This window comes from Variovorax sp. ZS18.2.2, from assembly GCF_024701975.1.
Lineage (GTDB): Bacteria > Pseudomonadota > Gammaproteobacteria > Burkholderiales > Burkholderiaceae_C > Variovorax.
Genome location: NZ_JANLNM010000001.1, coordinates 686,883 through 701,334 on the forward strand (window position 1 = coordinate 686,883; position 14,452 = coordinate 701,334).

Annotated in this window: 15 protein-coding genes; 8 read left to right on the top strand and 7 right to left on the bottom strand. The window is 63.8% G+C overall.

What is annotated here, in order from left to right; all coding sequences use genetic code 11:
• Window positions 1-50: 50 nt before the first annotated feature.
• Complete coding sequence (locus NU688_RS03350) at window positions 51-449, top strand: hypothetical protein (protein WP_257859120.1); 399 nt, start codon at window positions 51-53, stop codon at window positions 447-449.
• Between the two features lie 28 nt (window positions 450-477).
• The gene (locus NU688_RS03355; protein ID WP_257859121.1) at window positions 478-852 is read left to right on the top strand and encodes a hypothetical protein; all 375 of its coding nucleotides are present in this window, start codon (window positions 478-480) and stop codon (window positions 850-852) included.
• Between the two features lie 240 nt (window positions 853-1,092).
• On the opposite strand, the gene NU688_RS03360 is transcribed toward NU688_RS03355, so the two are convergent.
• Window positions 1,093-2,433, bottom strand: coding sequence for an amidohydrolase (locus NU688_RS03360; RefSeq protein WP_374684611.1), 1,341 nt, complete (start codon window positions 2,431-2,433; stop codon window positions 1,093-1,095).
• A 161-nt stretch (window positions 2,434-2,594) separates the two neighbouring features.
• On the opposite strand from NU688_RS03360, the gene NU688_RS03365 reads away from it, so the two are divergent.
• Window positions 2,595-3,530 carry a LysR family transcriptional regulator gene (locus NU688_RS03365; protein ID WP_257859122.1) on the top strand — a complete coding sequence of 312 codons (936 nt, stop codon included), beginning with the start codon at window positions 2,595-2,597 and terminating at the stop codon, window positions 3,528-3,530.
• A 15-nt stretch (window positions 3,531-3,545) separates the two neighbouring features.
• Here NU688_RS03365 and NU688_RS03370 read toward each other — a convergent pair whose 3' ends face one another.
• The 3 genes from NU688_RS03370 to katG form a co-directional block, all read right to left on the bottom strand.
• On the bottom strand, window positions 3,546-4,235 hold the full coding sequence (locus NU688_RS03370; protein WP_257859123.1) for a class I SAM-dependent methyltransferase: 690 nt from the start codon (window positions 4,233-4,235) through the stop codon (window positions 3,546-3,548).
• Window positions 4,236-4,471: 236 nt separating this feature from the next.
• Window positions 4,472-4,702, bottom strand: a complete 231-nt coding sequence (locus NU688_RS03375) for a hypothetical protein (protein ID WP_257859124.1) — start codon at window positions 4,700-4,702, stop codon at window positions 4,472-4,474.
• A gap of 167 nt (window positions 4,703-4,869) precedes the next feature.
• Window positions 4,870-7,053 carry a catalase/peroxidase HPI gene (gene katG, locus NU688_RS03380; RefSeq protein ID WP_257859125.1) on the bottom strand — a complete coding sequence of 728 codons (2,184 nt, stop codon included), beginning with the start codon at window positions 7,051-7,053 and terminating at the stop codon, window positions 4,870-4,872.
• A 241-nt stretch (window positions 7,054-7,294) separates the two neighbouring features.
• Between katG and NU688_RS03385 the strand changes: the two genes are divergently transcribed.
• The 4 genes from NU688_RS03385 to NU688_RS03400 all read left to right on the top strand — a co-directional run bounded on the left by NU688_RS03385 (window position 7,295) and on the right by NU688_RS03400 (window position 10,800).
• Complete coding sequence (locus NU688_RS03385; protein WP_257859126.1) at window positions 7,295-7,909, top strand: GNAT family N-acetyltransferase; 615 nt, start codon at window positions 7,295-7,297, stop codon at window positions 7,907-7,909.
• Window positions 7,910-7,973: 64 nt separating this feature from the next.
• Window positions 7,974-8,609 (top strand): ankyrin repeat domain-containing protein, encoded by a 636-nt coding sequence (locus tag NU688_RS03390; RefSeq protein ID WP_257859128.1) that lies wholly within the window; start codon window positions 7,974-7,976, stop codon window positions 8,607-8,609.
• A 554-nt stretch (window positions 8,610-9,163) separates the two neighbouring features.
• Window positions 9,164-9,481 carry a hypothetical protein gene (locus NU688_RS03395; RefSeq protein WP_257859129.1) on the top strand — a complete coding sequence of 106 codons (318 nt, stop codon included), beginning with the start codon at window positions 9,164-9,166 and terminating at the stop codon, window positions 9,479-9,481.
• A gap of 248 nt (window positions 9,482-9,729) precedes the next feature.
• Entirely contained in the window at window positions 9,730-10,800 is a 1,071-nt protein-coding gene (locus NU688_RS03400; protein WP_257859130.1) for a hypothetical protein, read from the top strand.
• A gap of 31 nt (window positions 10,801-10,831) precedes the next feature.
• Here NU688_RS03400 and NU688_RS03405 read toward each other — a convergent pair whose 3' ends face one another.
• Complete coding sequence (locus tag NU688_RS03405; protein ID WP_374684612.1) at window positions 10,832-11,818, bottom strand: Bug family tripartite tricarboxylate transporter substrate binding protein; 987 nt, start codon at window positions 11,816-11,818, stop codon at window positions 10,832-10,834.
• A gap of 54 nt (window positions 11,819-11,872) precedes the next feature.
• Complete coding sequence (locus NU688_RS03410) at window positions 11,873-12,805, bottom strand: tripartite tricarboxylate transporter substrate binding protein (RefSeq protein ID WP_257859132.1); 933 nt, start codon at window positions 12,803-12,805, stop codon at window positions 11,873-11,875.
• 182 nt (window positions 12,806-12,987) lie between these two features.
• Between NU688_RS03410 and NU688_RS03415 the strand changes: the two genes are divergently transcribed.
• On the top strand, window positions 12,988-13,893 hold the full coding sequence (locus NU688_RS03415; RefSeq protein ID WP_257859133.1) for a LysR family transcriptional regulator: 906 nt from the start codon (window positions 12,988-12,990) through the stop codon (window positions 13,891-13,893).
• On the opposite strand, the gene NU688_RS03420 is transcribed toward NU688_RS03415, so the two are convergent.
• Window positions 13,883-14,284, bottom strand: a complete 402-nt coding sequence (locus NU688_RS03420) for a RidA family protein (protein ID WP_257859134.1) — start codon at window positions 14,282-14,284, stop codon at window positions 13,883-13,885. The genes NU688_RS03415 and NU688_RS03420 overlap by 11 nt on opposite strands.
• Between the last annotated feature and the right edge of the window lie 168 nt (window positions 14,285-14,452).

Consider the following 14,452-nt stretch of genomic DNA (forward strand, 5'->3'; position numbering starts at 1 on the left):
TCACACAAACGCTTGTTGCCGCACGAGGCGGCCGCTCAAAGGTCTTGGCAATGACTATCGAAAAAGAAAACCCTGAAGTCCTGGCAATCAAAGACGAAGAGGCCCAACGTCCGATCCCTTCGGCCTGGCGCCCGGTCATTCGAAAGATCGTCGATGCGTTCGTGAACGGGGACCATGGCCTCAGTGTTCCCATCGCCGGCGTCGAGCCGGTCTCGGCCGATGACGCGGAAAGAATCAGGGACTACATCGAAGACTATGGGGAGACGCTGACGTCGCTTTCCGATGAAACGTGGGATTCATCGGTCTGCATCTGGACCGGCACGCGATGGGATGCGCTCATCGATCTCTGGACGCTCGGGGAGGGGAGAAGCGATCTTGTGCTGAGTCTTCATGTGTCCGAGGCCAAGGGTGGCTTCGCGTTTCGCATCTACATGGTGTATGTCCCATGAGATCTCTACAGCCGGATGGACTCGGTCAATGAAACACCTCGTTGTGCCCAAGATATCCGGGCAGCCGTTTTCGGGCAATCAAACAGGATGGAAGCCCGACGCGAAGGTGAGCCTCGGCGGTGTCTTCTACGATCACATTCGCACGTCTTCAGGTACGACTGTTGGCGTCCGCTACTGGGTCATGGATGTGGTTCTCGAGCGGCACCCGGTGTTCAGATGCTTCCTCGGCGATGAGCGGTTTCAATTCCATCCGCGCGATGAATACGTAGACCTTGTCTTCGATGAAAAGGACGTGGCCGCCTTCGTGCGTGGCGCCCTTCAAGTGGTCTGTGTCCAGGACTTCGGAGGAGATGGTGTTGTTCGCCGCGCCGGCCTGTTCGGGATGACGTTTGATCTGGAGTAACTGCACGGGCTTCGTGCATTCCCGCCGGACCAGGAGAAGAACTTCACCATGAACACACGCGTACGCGTTGGAATCGCATTCCTGCTTGTAGCCGCTGTCCTGATGGTTGTGAGCCTCTGGCTTGCACGCGAGGTGCCGATAGACAGGTGCCTCGATCGCGGAGGTGCTTGGGACCACCAGCAGGCACGTTGCGTCACGGCAAGGCAGTAGGCGAGGGCGTTTGCCCTCGCAAGACGACCCTCAGCTCTTCGCCCCCAACGCACTCAACATCGCCGCCGTCATCGCCCGCACCCCCGTAGTAATCGACGGCTCCGGCACCGGCGCAAAGTACGGCGAGTGATTGAACGGCAGCGGCTTGCCTCCCGGCTTCTGCGACTCCGCCACGTCCTTCGGGTCGCTCACCCCGATGAAGAAGAACATCGTCGGCACGCCCTCCGCGGCGAACTCCGAAAAATCTTCGCTCGCCGTGATCGGCGGCACCTGCACGACCTTCGCATCCCCCAGTTGCGCCTTCAGCGCAGCCACGGTCCGTTGCACCAGCGCCTGGTCGTTGACCACCGCGGCATTGCCCTTCGACGGATCGAGCCCGATCACCGGTTCGGGCGCGCCGGCCATTGCGGCCGTGGCCTTCGCGGTGCGGCGCACGCCGTCGATCAGGCCGTCGCGCACCTTCGGGTTGTAGCTGCGGATGGTGCCGCGCAGCAGTGCCTCGTCGGGGATGATGTTGCCGGCCGTGCCCGCCTGGAACGCGCCGATCGTGACGACGCCGAATTCGTTCGGGTCCTTCTCGCGGCTCACCACGGTCTGCACATCGGTCACGAAACGGGCGGCCATCGTGATCGGGTCGATGGCCCTGTGGGGCGCGGAGCCGTGGCCGCCGCGGCCCTTGAAGAGGATCTCCATGCCGTCCGATGCCGAGGTGATCGGCCCCGCGCGGTAGCCGACGTAGCCATACGGCGAGGCCGACGTGTGCAACGCAAAAGCGAAATCCGGCTTCGGAAAGCGCGTGTACAGCCCGTCCGCGAGCATGCCCTTGGCGCCGCCGCTGGCCTCCTCGGCGGGCTGCGCGACGAACACCAGCGTGCCCTTCCATTGGTCCTTGAGCGCGAGCAGCGTGCGGGCCGTTCCGGCCCAGCTTGCCATGTGGATGTCGTGGCCGCAGCTGTGCGCGACAAAGGTCTCCTTGCCTTGCCACAGGGCCTTGGCCTTGCTCGCGTAGGGCAGGCCGGTTTTCTCCTCCATCGGCAGGGCGTCGAGCTCGGTCCGCACCATCACGGTCGGGCCGGCACCGTTGCGATAGACCGCGACCACGCCGGTGCGGCCGACCTTCTCGGTCACCTCGAAGCCGAGGGCGCGCATCTCGGCCGCCAGCTTGGCGGCCGTGCGCACCTCCTGGAACCCGAGCTCGGGATGCGCGTGGATGTCCTTGTAGAGCGCATCGAGCTGTGGGTACATGTCGCGCACCAGCGGTTCGATGCGCTGCGTGGACGGCGGCGCGTTCTGCGCCATGGCAACCGGCACGGCTGCGCAGAAGAAGGACAGGCAGGACAGCGACAGAGAAAGCTGGCGAAGAGAAAACATGAGGGGGCGTGTCTCCGGGGATGGGTGTCGAACGGCTTCTTGGCCGCGTGGCGCATCTGCTGTGCTGTGCTGTGTGCGCCTTGGCACGGCGAGCGCAAATCTAGGGGAAGTCTTGCCAGGCGTCCAATGCATTGTTCTATGCGCTGCAATAATTCGAATGCATGAATAGGCCACTTCACACGATGACGTTCGTGCAGCTCCGGCACTTCCTGTCGGTGGCCGAGACGGGTTCCTTCACCCGCTCGGCCAAGGCGCTGTCGATCACGCAACCGGCCCTGAGCCGCAGCATCCACGCGCTGGAGGGCGGCTTCCAGCGCGCCCTGTTCGACCGGGTGGGGCGGCGCAGCGAGCTCACGCACTTCGGGCGCGACATGCTCGAGCGCGTGCGCCATCTGGTCTGCGATGCGGACGATCTCGTGGCCGCCGCGCGCGGCCAGGGCAGCAACACCTTGCGTGTCGGGCTGGGCGCCGGCCCCGGTGCACTGCTCGCGACGCCGCTGCTCGAGCGCATGGCCTACCGCGACGCGCCGGTGCGTATCGACATCCTGCGTGGCGACACCGACCGTCTCTTGCAAGCACTGCGACAGCGCGCGCTCGATGCGGTGGTGGTCGAGTTCCGCACCGTGACGCCGAGCGTCGACCTGCGGATCGAACCCCTGGTGGAGATGCGCGGCGCCTTCATGTGCCGCCGCGGCCATCCGTTGGCCAGGAAGCGCGGGCCCTTGAGTTTCCAGAATCTGCTGAGCTACCCGTTGGCCTCGACCGGGCTTGGGCGCGATGTGATGCGTGCGATGGTGGACGCCTACGGCCCCGAGGCGCATCCCGACCAGTGCGTGACCTTGCGCTGTTCGGAAATTTCGAATCTGGTCGAGCTCACCCGCAACAGCGACGCGATCTTGCTGGCCGTGCGCGCGGTGGCGCCGGACCTTGTGGCGCTGCCGGTGCATCCGCCGCTGGGCGCGGCCCGCTTCGGACTGGTCACGCTGGCCGGCCGCAGCGAGGCGCCGACGCTGCCGTTGCTGCGGGAGGTGATTGCAGAGCGGATGCCGTCGGATGGCCGGCAACCTGCGGGCACGCGTCGGACTGCGGCCGCGTGACTGCGACTTCTTTGCTCAGGCCTGCGCTACCCAGCCCCTGAAAGCCATCCCCACGTAGAACAGACGGACGTTCGTGAAGCCGGCCTCTTGAAGCAATTCTTCCTCTTGCTCAGGGCCGAGCAACGGCAGGGTCGAGCCGATCGTGGCTGCCGCCTTATGCGCGTTCTCCGGTTCGACGCCCGAAGCGATCGCGAAAGCGGCATAGCGCGAGAGCCACAACTCTCGCTCCTCTGAGGCCTGAGGAAAACTGAGATGCGCCATGACGAACGGCGCACCGGGCTTCAGGCGGCGATGGATTTCTTTCAGCGTCGATCTTCTTTCTTCGATGGCCACGAAGTGCATCGTCAGCAGGCAGGTCGCGGCATCGAACGGGCCGGTGGGCGCCGTGTCGGTATAGCCCAGGTGCAACTGGGCCCGCTCGGCAAGCGGGCCGAGCGCTGCCGCCGCCAGGTCGAGCATGGGTTGCGACGGATCGACGCCGACGAATTGCCATTGCGGATGCGCTTCTGCAAGCGCCTTCAATTCCATGCCGCCGCCGCCGCCGGCGCCGATGACGAGCACGTTGGCCGTGTCGGGCGCGCGCTCTGCGACGAGCAGAGCGGCCATTGTTTGCAGGTCGTGCAAGCCCGGGACGATGCGGGCGGTTTTTTCGGCGTAGTCGCGGAGGGCGGAGGCGTCGCTGAAGGGGATGTCGGGTTGGGGCATGGGAATAGTCTCTGGGGCGGAGAGAAGGTGCTTTGCTGGGTGGTGGCGCGCGGCAGAGTCCGGCCAGAGCCAGCCGCTCGCCGCCGCATTCGCAGGGAGCGGGCTTACAACACGGTAGCAAATCGATGAGATCAGAGCCGAAAACTGTTTCGCCATCGCAGGCAGTTCCGAGCATTCCGACCTCGCACCGCATCATTCCCGGAAGTTGGTCCGCTCGAGTCGAGCGCTCGGGATGTCTAGATCAATGCCCGCAATCGGCGCTGGGCGCGGTCGAGTCCGACGACCAGGCGATTCTCGATACTTTCCGCCTCCGTGATCCGCTCGTCGAGCCATGCTGCATCCGTGCATCCGACTTGGGACATCTTCTGCATCATGACGCCGACGAGGGCGTTCTGATCCGTGATCAACCCATCCCAGAGGTCAACATCCGCCTGGGCGCCTTGTATGTCTACATAGCTGGCCGTCATCGTTGTCTCCTGCGCGCTTCGCTGCATAGGCGTAGCGTTGGTTTGCGAATGGGTCGTGTCCGGGCACACGGGGCAGGACCATCTTGTTCATGTGCGATGGCACCGCCAAGCGCTCGCAATGGCGAGCACTTGGCGGCGCTGCATCGAAACGGCAGGGCGAGGCTTGTCTAGGCCGCGCCGAACCGACCGAGGTTCATCACCTTGGTCCAAGCCGCGATGAAGTCCTTCACGAACTTCTCCTGTGCGTCCGAACTGCCGTAGACCTCGGCCAGGGCGCGCAGCACCGAATTGCTGCCGAAGGCCAGGTCCACGCGCGTCGCGCTGCCCTTGCGCTCGCTCGTCGTGCGGTCAACGCCTTCGTACAGGTTGTTCTCGCCGGGCGCGGCCTTCCAGGTCGTGTTCAGGTCGAGCAGGCGAACGAAGAACTCGTTGGTCAGCGTGCGCTCCTTCTGGCTGAAGATGCCGTGCTTGGTCGCACCGACGTTGGCACCCAACGCGCGCATGCCGCCCACCAGCACCGTCATCTCGGGCGCTGTCAGCGTCAGCAGCTGGGCCTTGTCGACCAGCAGTGCGTCGGCGGGAACCGCATAGTCTTTCTTCAGGTAGTTGCGGAAGCCGTCGGCCACGGGCTCGAGCACCTTCATGGCCTCCACGTCGGTTTGCGCCTGCGACGCGTCCGCGCGGCCGGGGGTGAAGGGCACCGTCGCGCCATGGCCCGCGTTCTTCGCGCCTTGCTCGACGCCAGCGCAGCCGGCCAGCACGATCAGGTCGGCCATCGAGATCTTCTTGCCGCCGGATTGCGCCTTGTTGAACTCGGCCTGGATGCCTTCCAGCGCCTTGAGCACCTTGGCCAGCTTTGCCGGCTCGTTGACTTCCCAGTCCTTCTGCGGCGCCAGGCGGATGCGGCCGCCGTCGGTGCCGCCGCGCATGTCGGAGCCGCGGTAGGTGGCGCCCGACGCCCAGGCCGTCAGCACCAGGTCGGAGACCGACAGGCCCGCACCCAGGATCTTCGCCTTGAGCGCCGCGGCGTCCTTGTCGTCGACCAGGGGATGATCGACCTTCGGGATCGGGTCTTGCCAGATCAGCTCTTCCTTCGGCACTTCCGGGCCCAGGTAGCGCGCGCGCGGACCCATGTCGCGATGCGTCAGCTTGAACCAGGCGCGCGCGAAGGCGTCGGCGAACTGCTCGGGGTGCTCGAGGAAGCGCCGCGAGATCTTTTCGTAGGCGGGGTCGAAGCGCAGCGAGAGGTCGGTGGTCAGCATGGTCGGCGTGCGCTTCTTCGACTTGTCGTGCGCATCCGGAATGTCGGCCGGTGCGCCCTTGGCCTGCCACTGTCCGGCGCCGGCCGGGCTCTTGACCTTCTCCCACTCGAACTTGAACAGGTTCTCGAAGAAGAGGTTGGTCCACTTCGTCGGCTCCTGGGTCCAGGTGACTTCCAGGCCGCTGCCGATGGCGTCGCCGGCGATGCCGCTGGCATGCGTGCTCTTCCAGCCCATGCCCATTTCTTCCAGATCGGCCCCTTCAGGCGATGAGCCGACGAGGTCCGCCGGACCCGCGCCGTGGGTCTTGCCGAAGGTGTGGCCGCCGGCGATCAAGGCGACGGTTTCCTCATCGTTCATCGCCATGCGGGCGAAGGTCTCGCGGATGTCCCGAGCCGCCGAGACCGGGTCGCCGTTGGCGTTCGGACCTTCGGGGTTGACATAGATCAGACCCATCTGCACGGCGCCGAGCGGGTTCTCCAGATCGCGGTCGCCGGTGTAGCGCTTGTCATCGAGCCAGGTTGTCTCATTGCCCCAGTAGACGTCCTGGTCGGGCTCCCACGTGTCCGGGCGGCCGCCGGCGAAGCCGAAGGTCTTGAAGCCCATGGACTCCAGGGCCACGTTGCCGGTCAGGATCATCAGGTCGGCCCACGAGATCTTGCGGCCGTACTTCTGCTTGATCGGCCACAGCAGGCGCCGGGCCTTGTCGAGATTGACGTTGTCGGGCCAGCTGTTGAGCGGTGCAAAGCGCTGCTGGCCCCGGCCGCCGCCGCCACGCCCGTCGCCGGTGCGGTAGGTACCGGCGCTGTGCCAGGCCATGCGGATGAACAGAGGCCCGTAGTGGCCGAAGTCGGCCGGCCACCAGGCCTGCGAATCGGTCATCAGCGCACGCAGGTCCTTCTTCAGCGATTCGTAGTCGAGGCTCTTGAATTCCTTCGCGTAGTCGAAGTCCTTGCCCATCGGGTCGGACTTGGAGGAATGCTGGTGGAGCAGATCCACGCGCAACTGGTTGGGCCACCAGTCACGATTGACTGCGCCGCGGCCCACCGCATGGTGGACAGGACACTTGGCTTCTGCTTGAGTCTGGGTCATCGGGGGTCTCCAGTTCTTCGATTGAGGGGCGTACATTCTTGATCCGCATCGACGAATAGCGCAAACGCTTTGACTATGACGGTCATAGTGCATTGCCATGTTGCCGTGGTGAAGCCGTTGGCGTCACGTCTTCTTTCGACTGACAACGGCCGGCACCGGCCGTTCGCCACTACAGCAGAATCCGGCCACAGCGACGCAGCATGCGCCGTGTCGATCGAACAAACAAAGGGAGTAACCTGCCATGAGGAACGTCAATGCAATCGTAGATGTCGGCGCCACTGCCGCAGACGCGCCGGCCGAGAGCTTTCCGTGCCTGACAACCCCCCGCCTCACGCTGCGCGAGATCGTCCCGACCGACGCCGCCTCCTTGCTCGCCATCCACGGTGACCGCGAGGCCATGCGCTGGTTCGGAAACGATCCGATCGCGAGCCTGCCGGAAGCGGAGAAGATGGTGCAGACCTTCGCGAGTTGGCGAAAGCCGCCGATCCTGGGGACCCGATGGGCGATCGAACGCAACCAAGACCGCCGGCTCATCGGCACATGTGGCTTGTTCCGCTGGAACAGGAACTGGAAGAGCTGCACCGTAGGCTACGAACTCGCACGCGACGCCTGGGGCGATGGCCTGATGACCGAAGCGCTGCGTGCCGCTCTGACGTGGGGGTTCGAATCGATGGCGCTGAATCGCATCGAAGCCCAGGTCCATCCGCAAAACGCCGCTTCGCTGAAACTTCTGCGGCGACTGGGCTTTGTCGAAGAAGGACTTCTGCGGCAGGCTGGCTTCTGGTGGGGCGAGCATCACGACCTTGTGCAGCTCTCGCTGCTGCGCCACGACTATTCGAGCGGCAAACAGCAATAGGGCCAGACCGCCCAAGCCATCGCGCTGTACGTTGATGGAGACCAAGCAGACAGAGGAGACCCGAATGCGCCAGCCGTCCAAGACATCGCTTTTCGCTGCAGCAAAGAACTGGGACGAAGCCTCGGTCGCGGCGACGCTGTCCAGAGCGCCTGAGTTGATCGGTGCGAGCGATCCCAAAGGTCGCACGGCGCTGCACCTTGCCTGCAGCGTCACGCCCGGCAGCACGCCTCAACTCGCGGAATCGCACGGACTCCAGACAGTGGCGACTCTGCTTCGCGCCGGGGCCGACCTCGAGGGCGAGGTGCCCATGGCGGAGGACGAAGGCGACTTTCGCGCGACGCCGCTCTGGTATGCCGTCGCGCGCGGCGAGAACCTGCCTCTGGTCGGGTTTCTTGTGGGGCAGGGCGCGAACGCAAGCTACTCGCTCTGGGCAGCGGTGTGGCGCGATGACGAAAAGATGTGCCGGGTCTTGCTCAAGGCAAAGCCTGAACTCAATCTGCGCGCGCACGGCGAAACGCCGATCTTCTACGCGGCGAGGCTCCAGCGGCTCAAGACACTGGACCTCCTGATCGAGGCTGGGGCGAACGCTGCCATTGCCGACTTCAAGGGTCGTGACGCAGTCGACATCGCACGGGCACGACGCTTGCCGGAACAGTTCATCGAACGCCTGGAGCGGCTGAGACAGGTCGGGCTGAGGTAGGGCCAAACGCATCGGCTTGCCGGTCGCGCGGGCCGAGCGTCTCAACGAGAGAGGCCGTGTCCATGTATTCGCGTAGAAGTTAGTCAGACACGAGGCCCTGTCTCAGCCTCACGCAATCAAGATGACCTTGCCAAACGGATACGGCCGTTATGCGATGCACCTGTTGACTATTTGCTTTGCGTTGTTAACAGTTCAGCGCATTGTTTGGAGATGAATGAATTCAAGCATCCAAGCAAATTCTCTTGGCATCGTGCAATTGATCACGCCTGCAATCGCCCAGACAAAAAGCGGTCTTAGACTCTGCGACCTTGCTCGCCAAGCTCTATGAACCAAAAGATCCAGATTACGCAAGCCGTCGGGCTGGCCCTCACTTTTCTTGGCGCACTTGCCGCCTTTCTTCTTTGGGCCGCCAATGGGCGAGCCCATGAGAGAGCGAGTCACTCCGAGGCGTTGTGCAGCCTTTGCTGCATCGACGATACAGGGCAAGAAAAAGCCCGCACGAGGCGGGCGCAGAGCAATCCGGAAGAAGCGATTTAGGCAAGCTTCACGGCGCCATGATCATCGCAATGATCCCCGTGCGGATGATGAAGGTGACCGTCAACCAGGTAGTCGACGTGATCGCCATGCGGCACGGCTTCGTGGCCGCAGTTGGGACCGTGAACATGCCCTGCCTCATGACCCGCGCAGCGATGGTTCGGCGTGCATTGATCGGGATTCGCGACCGTGACTTCAAGGGTGTGTTCGTCCACGTGGCCGTTGTGCATGTGGTGCAAATGGCCGTCATGCAGATAGTCGACATGGTCACCGTGCGTGATGGCGGTGTGGCCGCACGACGGTCCATGCTGGTGCGTGTGTTCGCCGGGGTGTTGTGAGCAGCTGTTCATTTGATTTCCCTGTTTAGATTTGATGCGTTCGCAGAATCGCGCGCAGAGGAATTAAAAACCCTGGAGTCGCTTCAGAGTCAAGCAGCTATTTCTACGATCAACACGCTTCACTGTCTGGACGACTGGCCGATGCGCGCGATATGGAATGGAATACAGGGCGGCGGCGGCCGCCGCGGGTTTGTGAGCTGCGCACGCGATCGTTAACAACGCCCTTGTCAATTGCTTCTTTCATCCCGATGAAAAACACATCCCATGTCTTCAACTTGTGCATCTGCGAACTTGAACCTCTGCGCCGGGTCGCGCACGCGAGGTCGACCCAACGACCGGTGTTCTGGAAAGGCGTGGCCGAACGCTGGCGTACGTTGCTGAGCATGGCGGCCGCTTGCACCGTGCTGGTGGCCAATCCGGCCGCCGCCAGTTGCGCGCAGATGTCGCCGGTCGGCGTGGAAGCCGCACAGCACCGTGCCCGGCTCGCCGGGTACTACGAGCACAAGCTGGCATTGGTGGACGACCGCGTCTATGAATGGCGGAGTCCACAAGAAAAGCCCAGGCTTGTGCTGCATGGGGCCAGCCATGTGGCGGTAAGCAAGTCGCACGGCTATGCAATCGACGGGAAGCAGCGCGCGGTGACGTGGCCCCTGGGCTCGGCGCGCGTCGATTCACTGCTGGACGACGTGGCGCTGATCTCGGCCGGCGACAGCGGCCTGCTGGCAATCCGCTGCGACGGCAGCTTGTGGCAACGCCGAGCCGGCGAAGCCACGTGGAGTCGCAGTGCCGACGCCGCCATCCACGCCTGGGTAGGGGATGGTGCCGACTACTACGTCGCCCCCGGTGGCCGCCTTTATGCGCGCGGCCTCGCGCACCGTGGTCAATACGGCGACGGACGGCTGGCCGAGCGCCCCGGCTGGACCGCAGTGGCCGAGCAGGCGAGCGAAGTGGTCGGCCATACGGGCCACGCTCTGTATCGCCGCATGGACGGCGCGGTCCTGGGCACCGGTGGCAATCGCTTCGGCCCGCTGGCCAGTCATGGCCTGGGTGACAAGGCCGATCGATGGGGCGTGATCTTCGAAGGTGCCGCGGCCATCGCAACCGGCAGCCGCCATTCGCTGGCCTTGCGGCCCGATGGCAGCCTGTATATCTGGGGCGGACCTGAGGGCGTTCAGCCGCGCCTGGCAATGCAGGGCGTTGCGCACATGGCGGCCGGATTGGAAGACACGATCGCTATCGATGGGCAGGGGCGCCTGTGGAACTGGCCCCTGGGCCAGCGCCCCTCCGTGGCGATGCAGTTGCCTGCGACGACCCGCTGAGCTTCTGCCGAAAGCTGCAGCGTGTCGGACATCAGAGCCTGATGCTCGCGCCCTTGACCGTCGAGCCAAGAATGCTCACTTGCGCCTTGACCAACTCTTCGAAGCGATCGACCGACCCGGGCTTGCCGACGATGCCCAGCTCGAGCAACTTGTCCGACACCTGCGGCATGACCAGAATCTCGTTGCAGGCGGTATTGAGCCTGGCGACGATGGCGGGCGGCAGACCCGCCGGCGCGCTCAGGCCAAAGAAGTTTTCCAGAACCAGCTGTGGCTGACCCAGTTCGGCGACTGTCGGGGTTTCTGGGATGAGCGGCGACCGTGCGTTGCCCGTCACCGCCAACGGCACCAGCTGGCCACTCTTGAAGAATGGCGTGTACGCGGTGACGACGTCGATGGCGACCGGAATCACATTCGCGATCAGGTCCGTCGTCATGGGTGCTCCGCCCCGGTAAGGCACGTGCACCATGGGAATGCCTGTTGTCTTGCGGATCAGTTCGCCATGGATGTGGCCGACCGAGCCGGGGCCTCCGGAGCCGAAGTTCAGCAGCCCTTCCTTGCGCGCACGGGCATCGAGTTGCGCGTAGCTTGCAATGCCCGCGGACTTGCTGGCCATGATCACCAGCGGTGCCGAGCCCAGATAGGCGATGTGCGTGAAAGCCAGGACGGGATCGTAGGGTTGTTTTTCGAGTGCGAAGGGTCCGAGCGCAATGGGGGTCGTGTTCGACAGCATGAGGGTGTAGCCGTCGGCCGGTGCGGCCGCTACCTGTGCGCCGCCGATGGTGCCGCCTGCTCCCGGTTTGTTGTCGACCACGAAGGTCTGGCCGAGCTTCTTGCCAAGTTGCTCGGCCATGACGCGGGCGAGGATGTCGCTTGAGCCACCGGCCGGAAAGGTGACGACGATCCGGACCGGTTTACCGGGCCATTGGGCAAAGGCCGGCAGCGCGAGCGATGCTGCGCCGGCAGCCAGGGATTGGAGCGCACCTCGGCGCGTGAGGGAGGCGATAGAAGACATGAACATCTGGTGCAAGAGCCATGCCCATGCAAGCTCCAACCGTCGTTCGCAACACGCCCCCTACTGCGGCACCAACCCCGCAGCCTTCACCAGCTCCGCATGCACCCGAATCTCCTCCGCAATGACCTGCCCCAGCGGCTTGGCATCGTCCGGCGCCGGCTCCATGCCCACGTCCATCAACTTCGCCCTCGCATCGCCCCGCAGCAGCGCCTTCACGGACTTGTCCAGCCGCTCCAGGATCGGCCGCGGCGTCTTCGCCGGGGCCAGCAGGCCGATCCACGCCGACAGCACCACGCCTTCCACGCCGCCTTCGCCGCCTTCGCGCAGCGTCGGAATCTCGGGCGCCGACACCGCGCGCTTGTCGCTCAGCACGCCGACGGCGTGCAGCTTGCCGCCCCGGATGTGCGGCAGCGCTTCCGGGAGCGGGGCGAACACCATGTCCACGACGCCGCCGATGAGGTCGGTGATCGCCGGCGCGCCGCCCTTGTAGGGGATGTGCAGCAGCCGCGTGCCGGTGCGGCTCTCGAACATGAGGCCCGCCAGGTGCTGCGGGCTGCCGTCGCCCGAGGACGCATAGGTCAGCTTGCCGGGGTTGGCCTTCGCCGCGGCCAGCACGTCGGCAACGCTCGCGAAGCGCGTCTTGTCGCGCACCACCAGCACCATGGCCTGGTTGACCAGCTTGGTGACGGGGGCGAAGTCGGCCTCCGGGTTGTAGGGCAGCGTCTTGAAGATGCTCTTGTTGGTGGTGAGGAACGAAGCGGGCGAGACCATGAGCGTGTAGCCGTCGGGCGCCGCGCGCGCGACCAGCGGCGTGCCGATCTGGCCGGAGGCGCCGGCCTTGTTGTCGACGACGAAAGGCTGGCCCAGGTCGGCCGCAAGCTGCTGGCTGACCAGCCGCGCCACCATGTCCACGCTGCCGCCGGCCGGCAGCGCGACGATGACCTTGACGGGGCGGTTGGGGTAGGCGTCCTGCGCCACGGACGGCGTGGACATGGTGAGAACGGCGATGGCGCCAAGCGCTGCGAGAAGGGATCGGGTGATGGGAGGCATGGTCGGGGCGCGCTGCAGGTTCCGTGCCGAGGCGTCCCCCTGGCTGCGATGGCTTCTTGCCGCCATTGCGCACATGCATAGACAATGGGGCCGCCTTTTTATCCGCCTTGATTCAATAGATGACGATGAACCAACTCCTTGCAATGCGGGCTTTCGTGCGGGTCGTGGACACGGGCTCCTTCAGCCGAACCGCGGATCAATTGGCGCTTCCGCGGTCGACGGTCAGTAAATTGATTACGGATCTTGAAAAGCACCTGAATATCAAATTGATGCAGCGGACCACGCGCGCCGTGGCTCCCACATCGGACGGGCTGGCGTATTACGGGCACGCCATGCGCTGGATCGCCGAAATGGATTCGGTGGAAAGCGCGGTGCGGGGTAAAAAAGTCAAGCCGAGCGGGCATCTGAGAATTGATGCGCCGGCAGTATTCGCCAACAGCCTGCTGATTCCGGAATTGCCGGAATTCCATGGAAAATATCCCGACATCACCGTTGCAGTCGGAATCAGCGACCGGCCATTGAATATCGTGGAAGAAGGCGTGGATTGCGTCATCCGCGCCGGAAAGCTCGACGATATGGCGATGATCGGGCGAAGGGTGACGGAGCTTCAATATGTCACCTGCGCCGCGCCGGCCTATCTGGATCGAAAAGGAATTCCGTCGTCCCCAGACGATCTTCAATTGAATCACGCCGCCGCGTGTTATTTCTTTTCGACAGGAAAGCCGGAGCTTTTGATTTTCGAGCGCGGCGCCGAGCGATTTGAAATCGGCAATTGCGTCTTCTCGACCAACGAAGGCAATGGCCTGAAGGAAATGCTGCTGGCGGGCCTTGGCGTCGGGCAGCATTTCAGGCACATCGTCCAGCCTTATCTGGATTCGGGCGAATTGGTGGCGGTTCTGGAAGATTGGTCAAGGCCCGCAATGCCTTTTCATATTCTTTATCCGCCCAATCGACACCAGAATGCCAGATTGAAGGCGTTCGCCGATTGGGTGGTTCAGAAGTTCGGAGTTGATCTGCCCGTCACGGAATAATTGCGGTCACGCGAATTTCAATATGCATGTCCGGATGCGCGAGGGATGCGACATCCAATTCCGTCCAGATGGGCGCATGGTTCGGCATGTACTGGCGGTAAAGCCTGGCCATCGTTTCATTGACCTCCGGCGGAAATCCGCCGACATGGTACGAATTGACGTGAACGACGTGCTCCCAACTGGCGCCGGCGGCTGCCAATGTCCGCTCGACATTCTTGAATGCCTGCGCAATTTCTTCTTCAAGCGATTTGGGGAATTGCAGATCGTCGCTCCAACCGCCTTGGCCGGACGTTTCCACGCGATTGCCGATCTTGACGGCTTGCGAGTAATGCAATCTGTCCAGAAATTGCTTGCCATAACCAGGGGTGATGAAGAATTCGGGTTTGCTCATTTCAATCCTTTCGGTTGTCCAATGGCCTGAATGGTATGGACTTGCGAGCGAAACCGACAGCCGCCGTTCGTGAAATGACTGTTCACATGTATGGACAATCGAGCACCCGCACCGGCAGCCCCGGCAAGTTCTTACAACTTCCCCTTCCGTGAGCGCCATCGGCCGACG

Coding starts and splice junctions, on each gene's coding strand:
- NU688_RS03350 (WP_257859120.1), top strand. CDS start 51: ATGACTATCGAAAAAGAAAACCCTGAAGTCCTGGCAATCAAAGACGAA.
- NU688_RS03355 (WP_257859121.1), top strand. CDS start 478: ATGAAACACCTCGTTGTGCCCAAGATATCCGGGCAGCCGTTTTCGGGC.
- NU688_RS03360 (WP_374684611.1), bottom strand. CDS start 2,433: ATGTTTTCTCTTCGCCAGCTTTCTCTGTCGCTGTCCTGCCTGTCCTTC.
- NU688_RS03365 (WP_257859122.1), top strand. CDS start 2,595: ATGAATAGGCCACTTCACACGATGACGTTCGTGCAGCTCCGGCACTTC.
- NU688_RS03370 (WP_257859123.1), bottom strand. CDS start 4,235: ATGCCCCAACCCGACATCCCCTTCAGCGACGCCTCCGCCCTCCGCGAC.
- NU688_RS03375 (WP_257859124.1), bottom strand. CDS start 4,702: ATGACGGCCAGCTATGTAGACATACAAGGCGCCCAGGCGGATGTTGAC.
- katG (WP_257859125.1), bottom strand. CDS start 7,053: ATGACCCAGACTCAAGCAGAAGCCAAGTGTCCTGTCCACCATGCGGTG.
- NU688_RS03385 (WP_257859126.1), top strand. CDS start 7,295: ATGAGGAACGTCAATGCAATCGTAGATGTCGGCGCCACTGCCGCAGAC.
- NU688_RS03390 (WP_257859128.1), top strand. CDS start 7,974: ATGCGCCAGCCGTCCAAGACATCGCTTTTCGCTGCAGCAAAGAACTGG.
- NU688_RS03395 (WP_257859129.1), top strand. CDS start 9,164: ATGATCATCGCAATGATCCCCGTGCGGATGATGAAGGTGACCGTCAAC.
- NU688_RS03400 (WP_257859130.1), top strand. CDS start 9,730: ATGAAAAACACATCCCATGTCTTCAACTTGTGCATCTGCGAACTTGAA.
- NU688_RS03405 (WP_374684612.1), bottom strand. CDS start 11,818: ATGTTCATGTCTTCTATCGCCTCCCTCACGCGCCGAGGTGCGCTCCAA.
- NU688_RS03410 (WP_257859132.1), bottom strand. CDS start 12,805: ATGTCCACGCCGTCCGTGGCGCAGGACGCCTACCCCAACCGCCCCGTC.
- NU688_RS03415 (WP_257859133.1), top strand. CDS start 12,988: ATGAACCAACTCCTTGCAATGCGGGCTTTCGTGCGGGTCGTGGACACG.
- NU688_RS03420 (WP_257859134.1), bottom strand. CDS start 14,284: ATGAGCAAACCCGAATTCTTCATCACCCCTGGTTATGGCAAGCAATTT.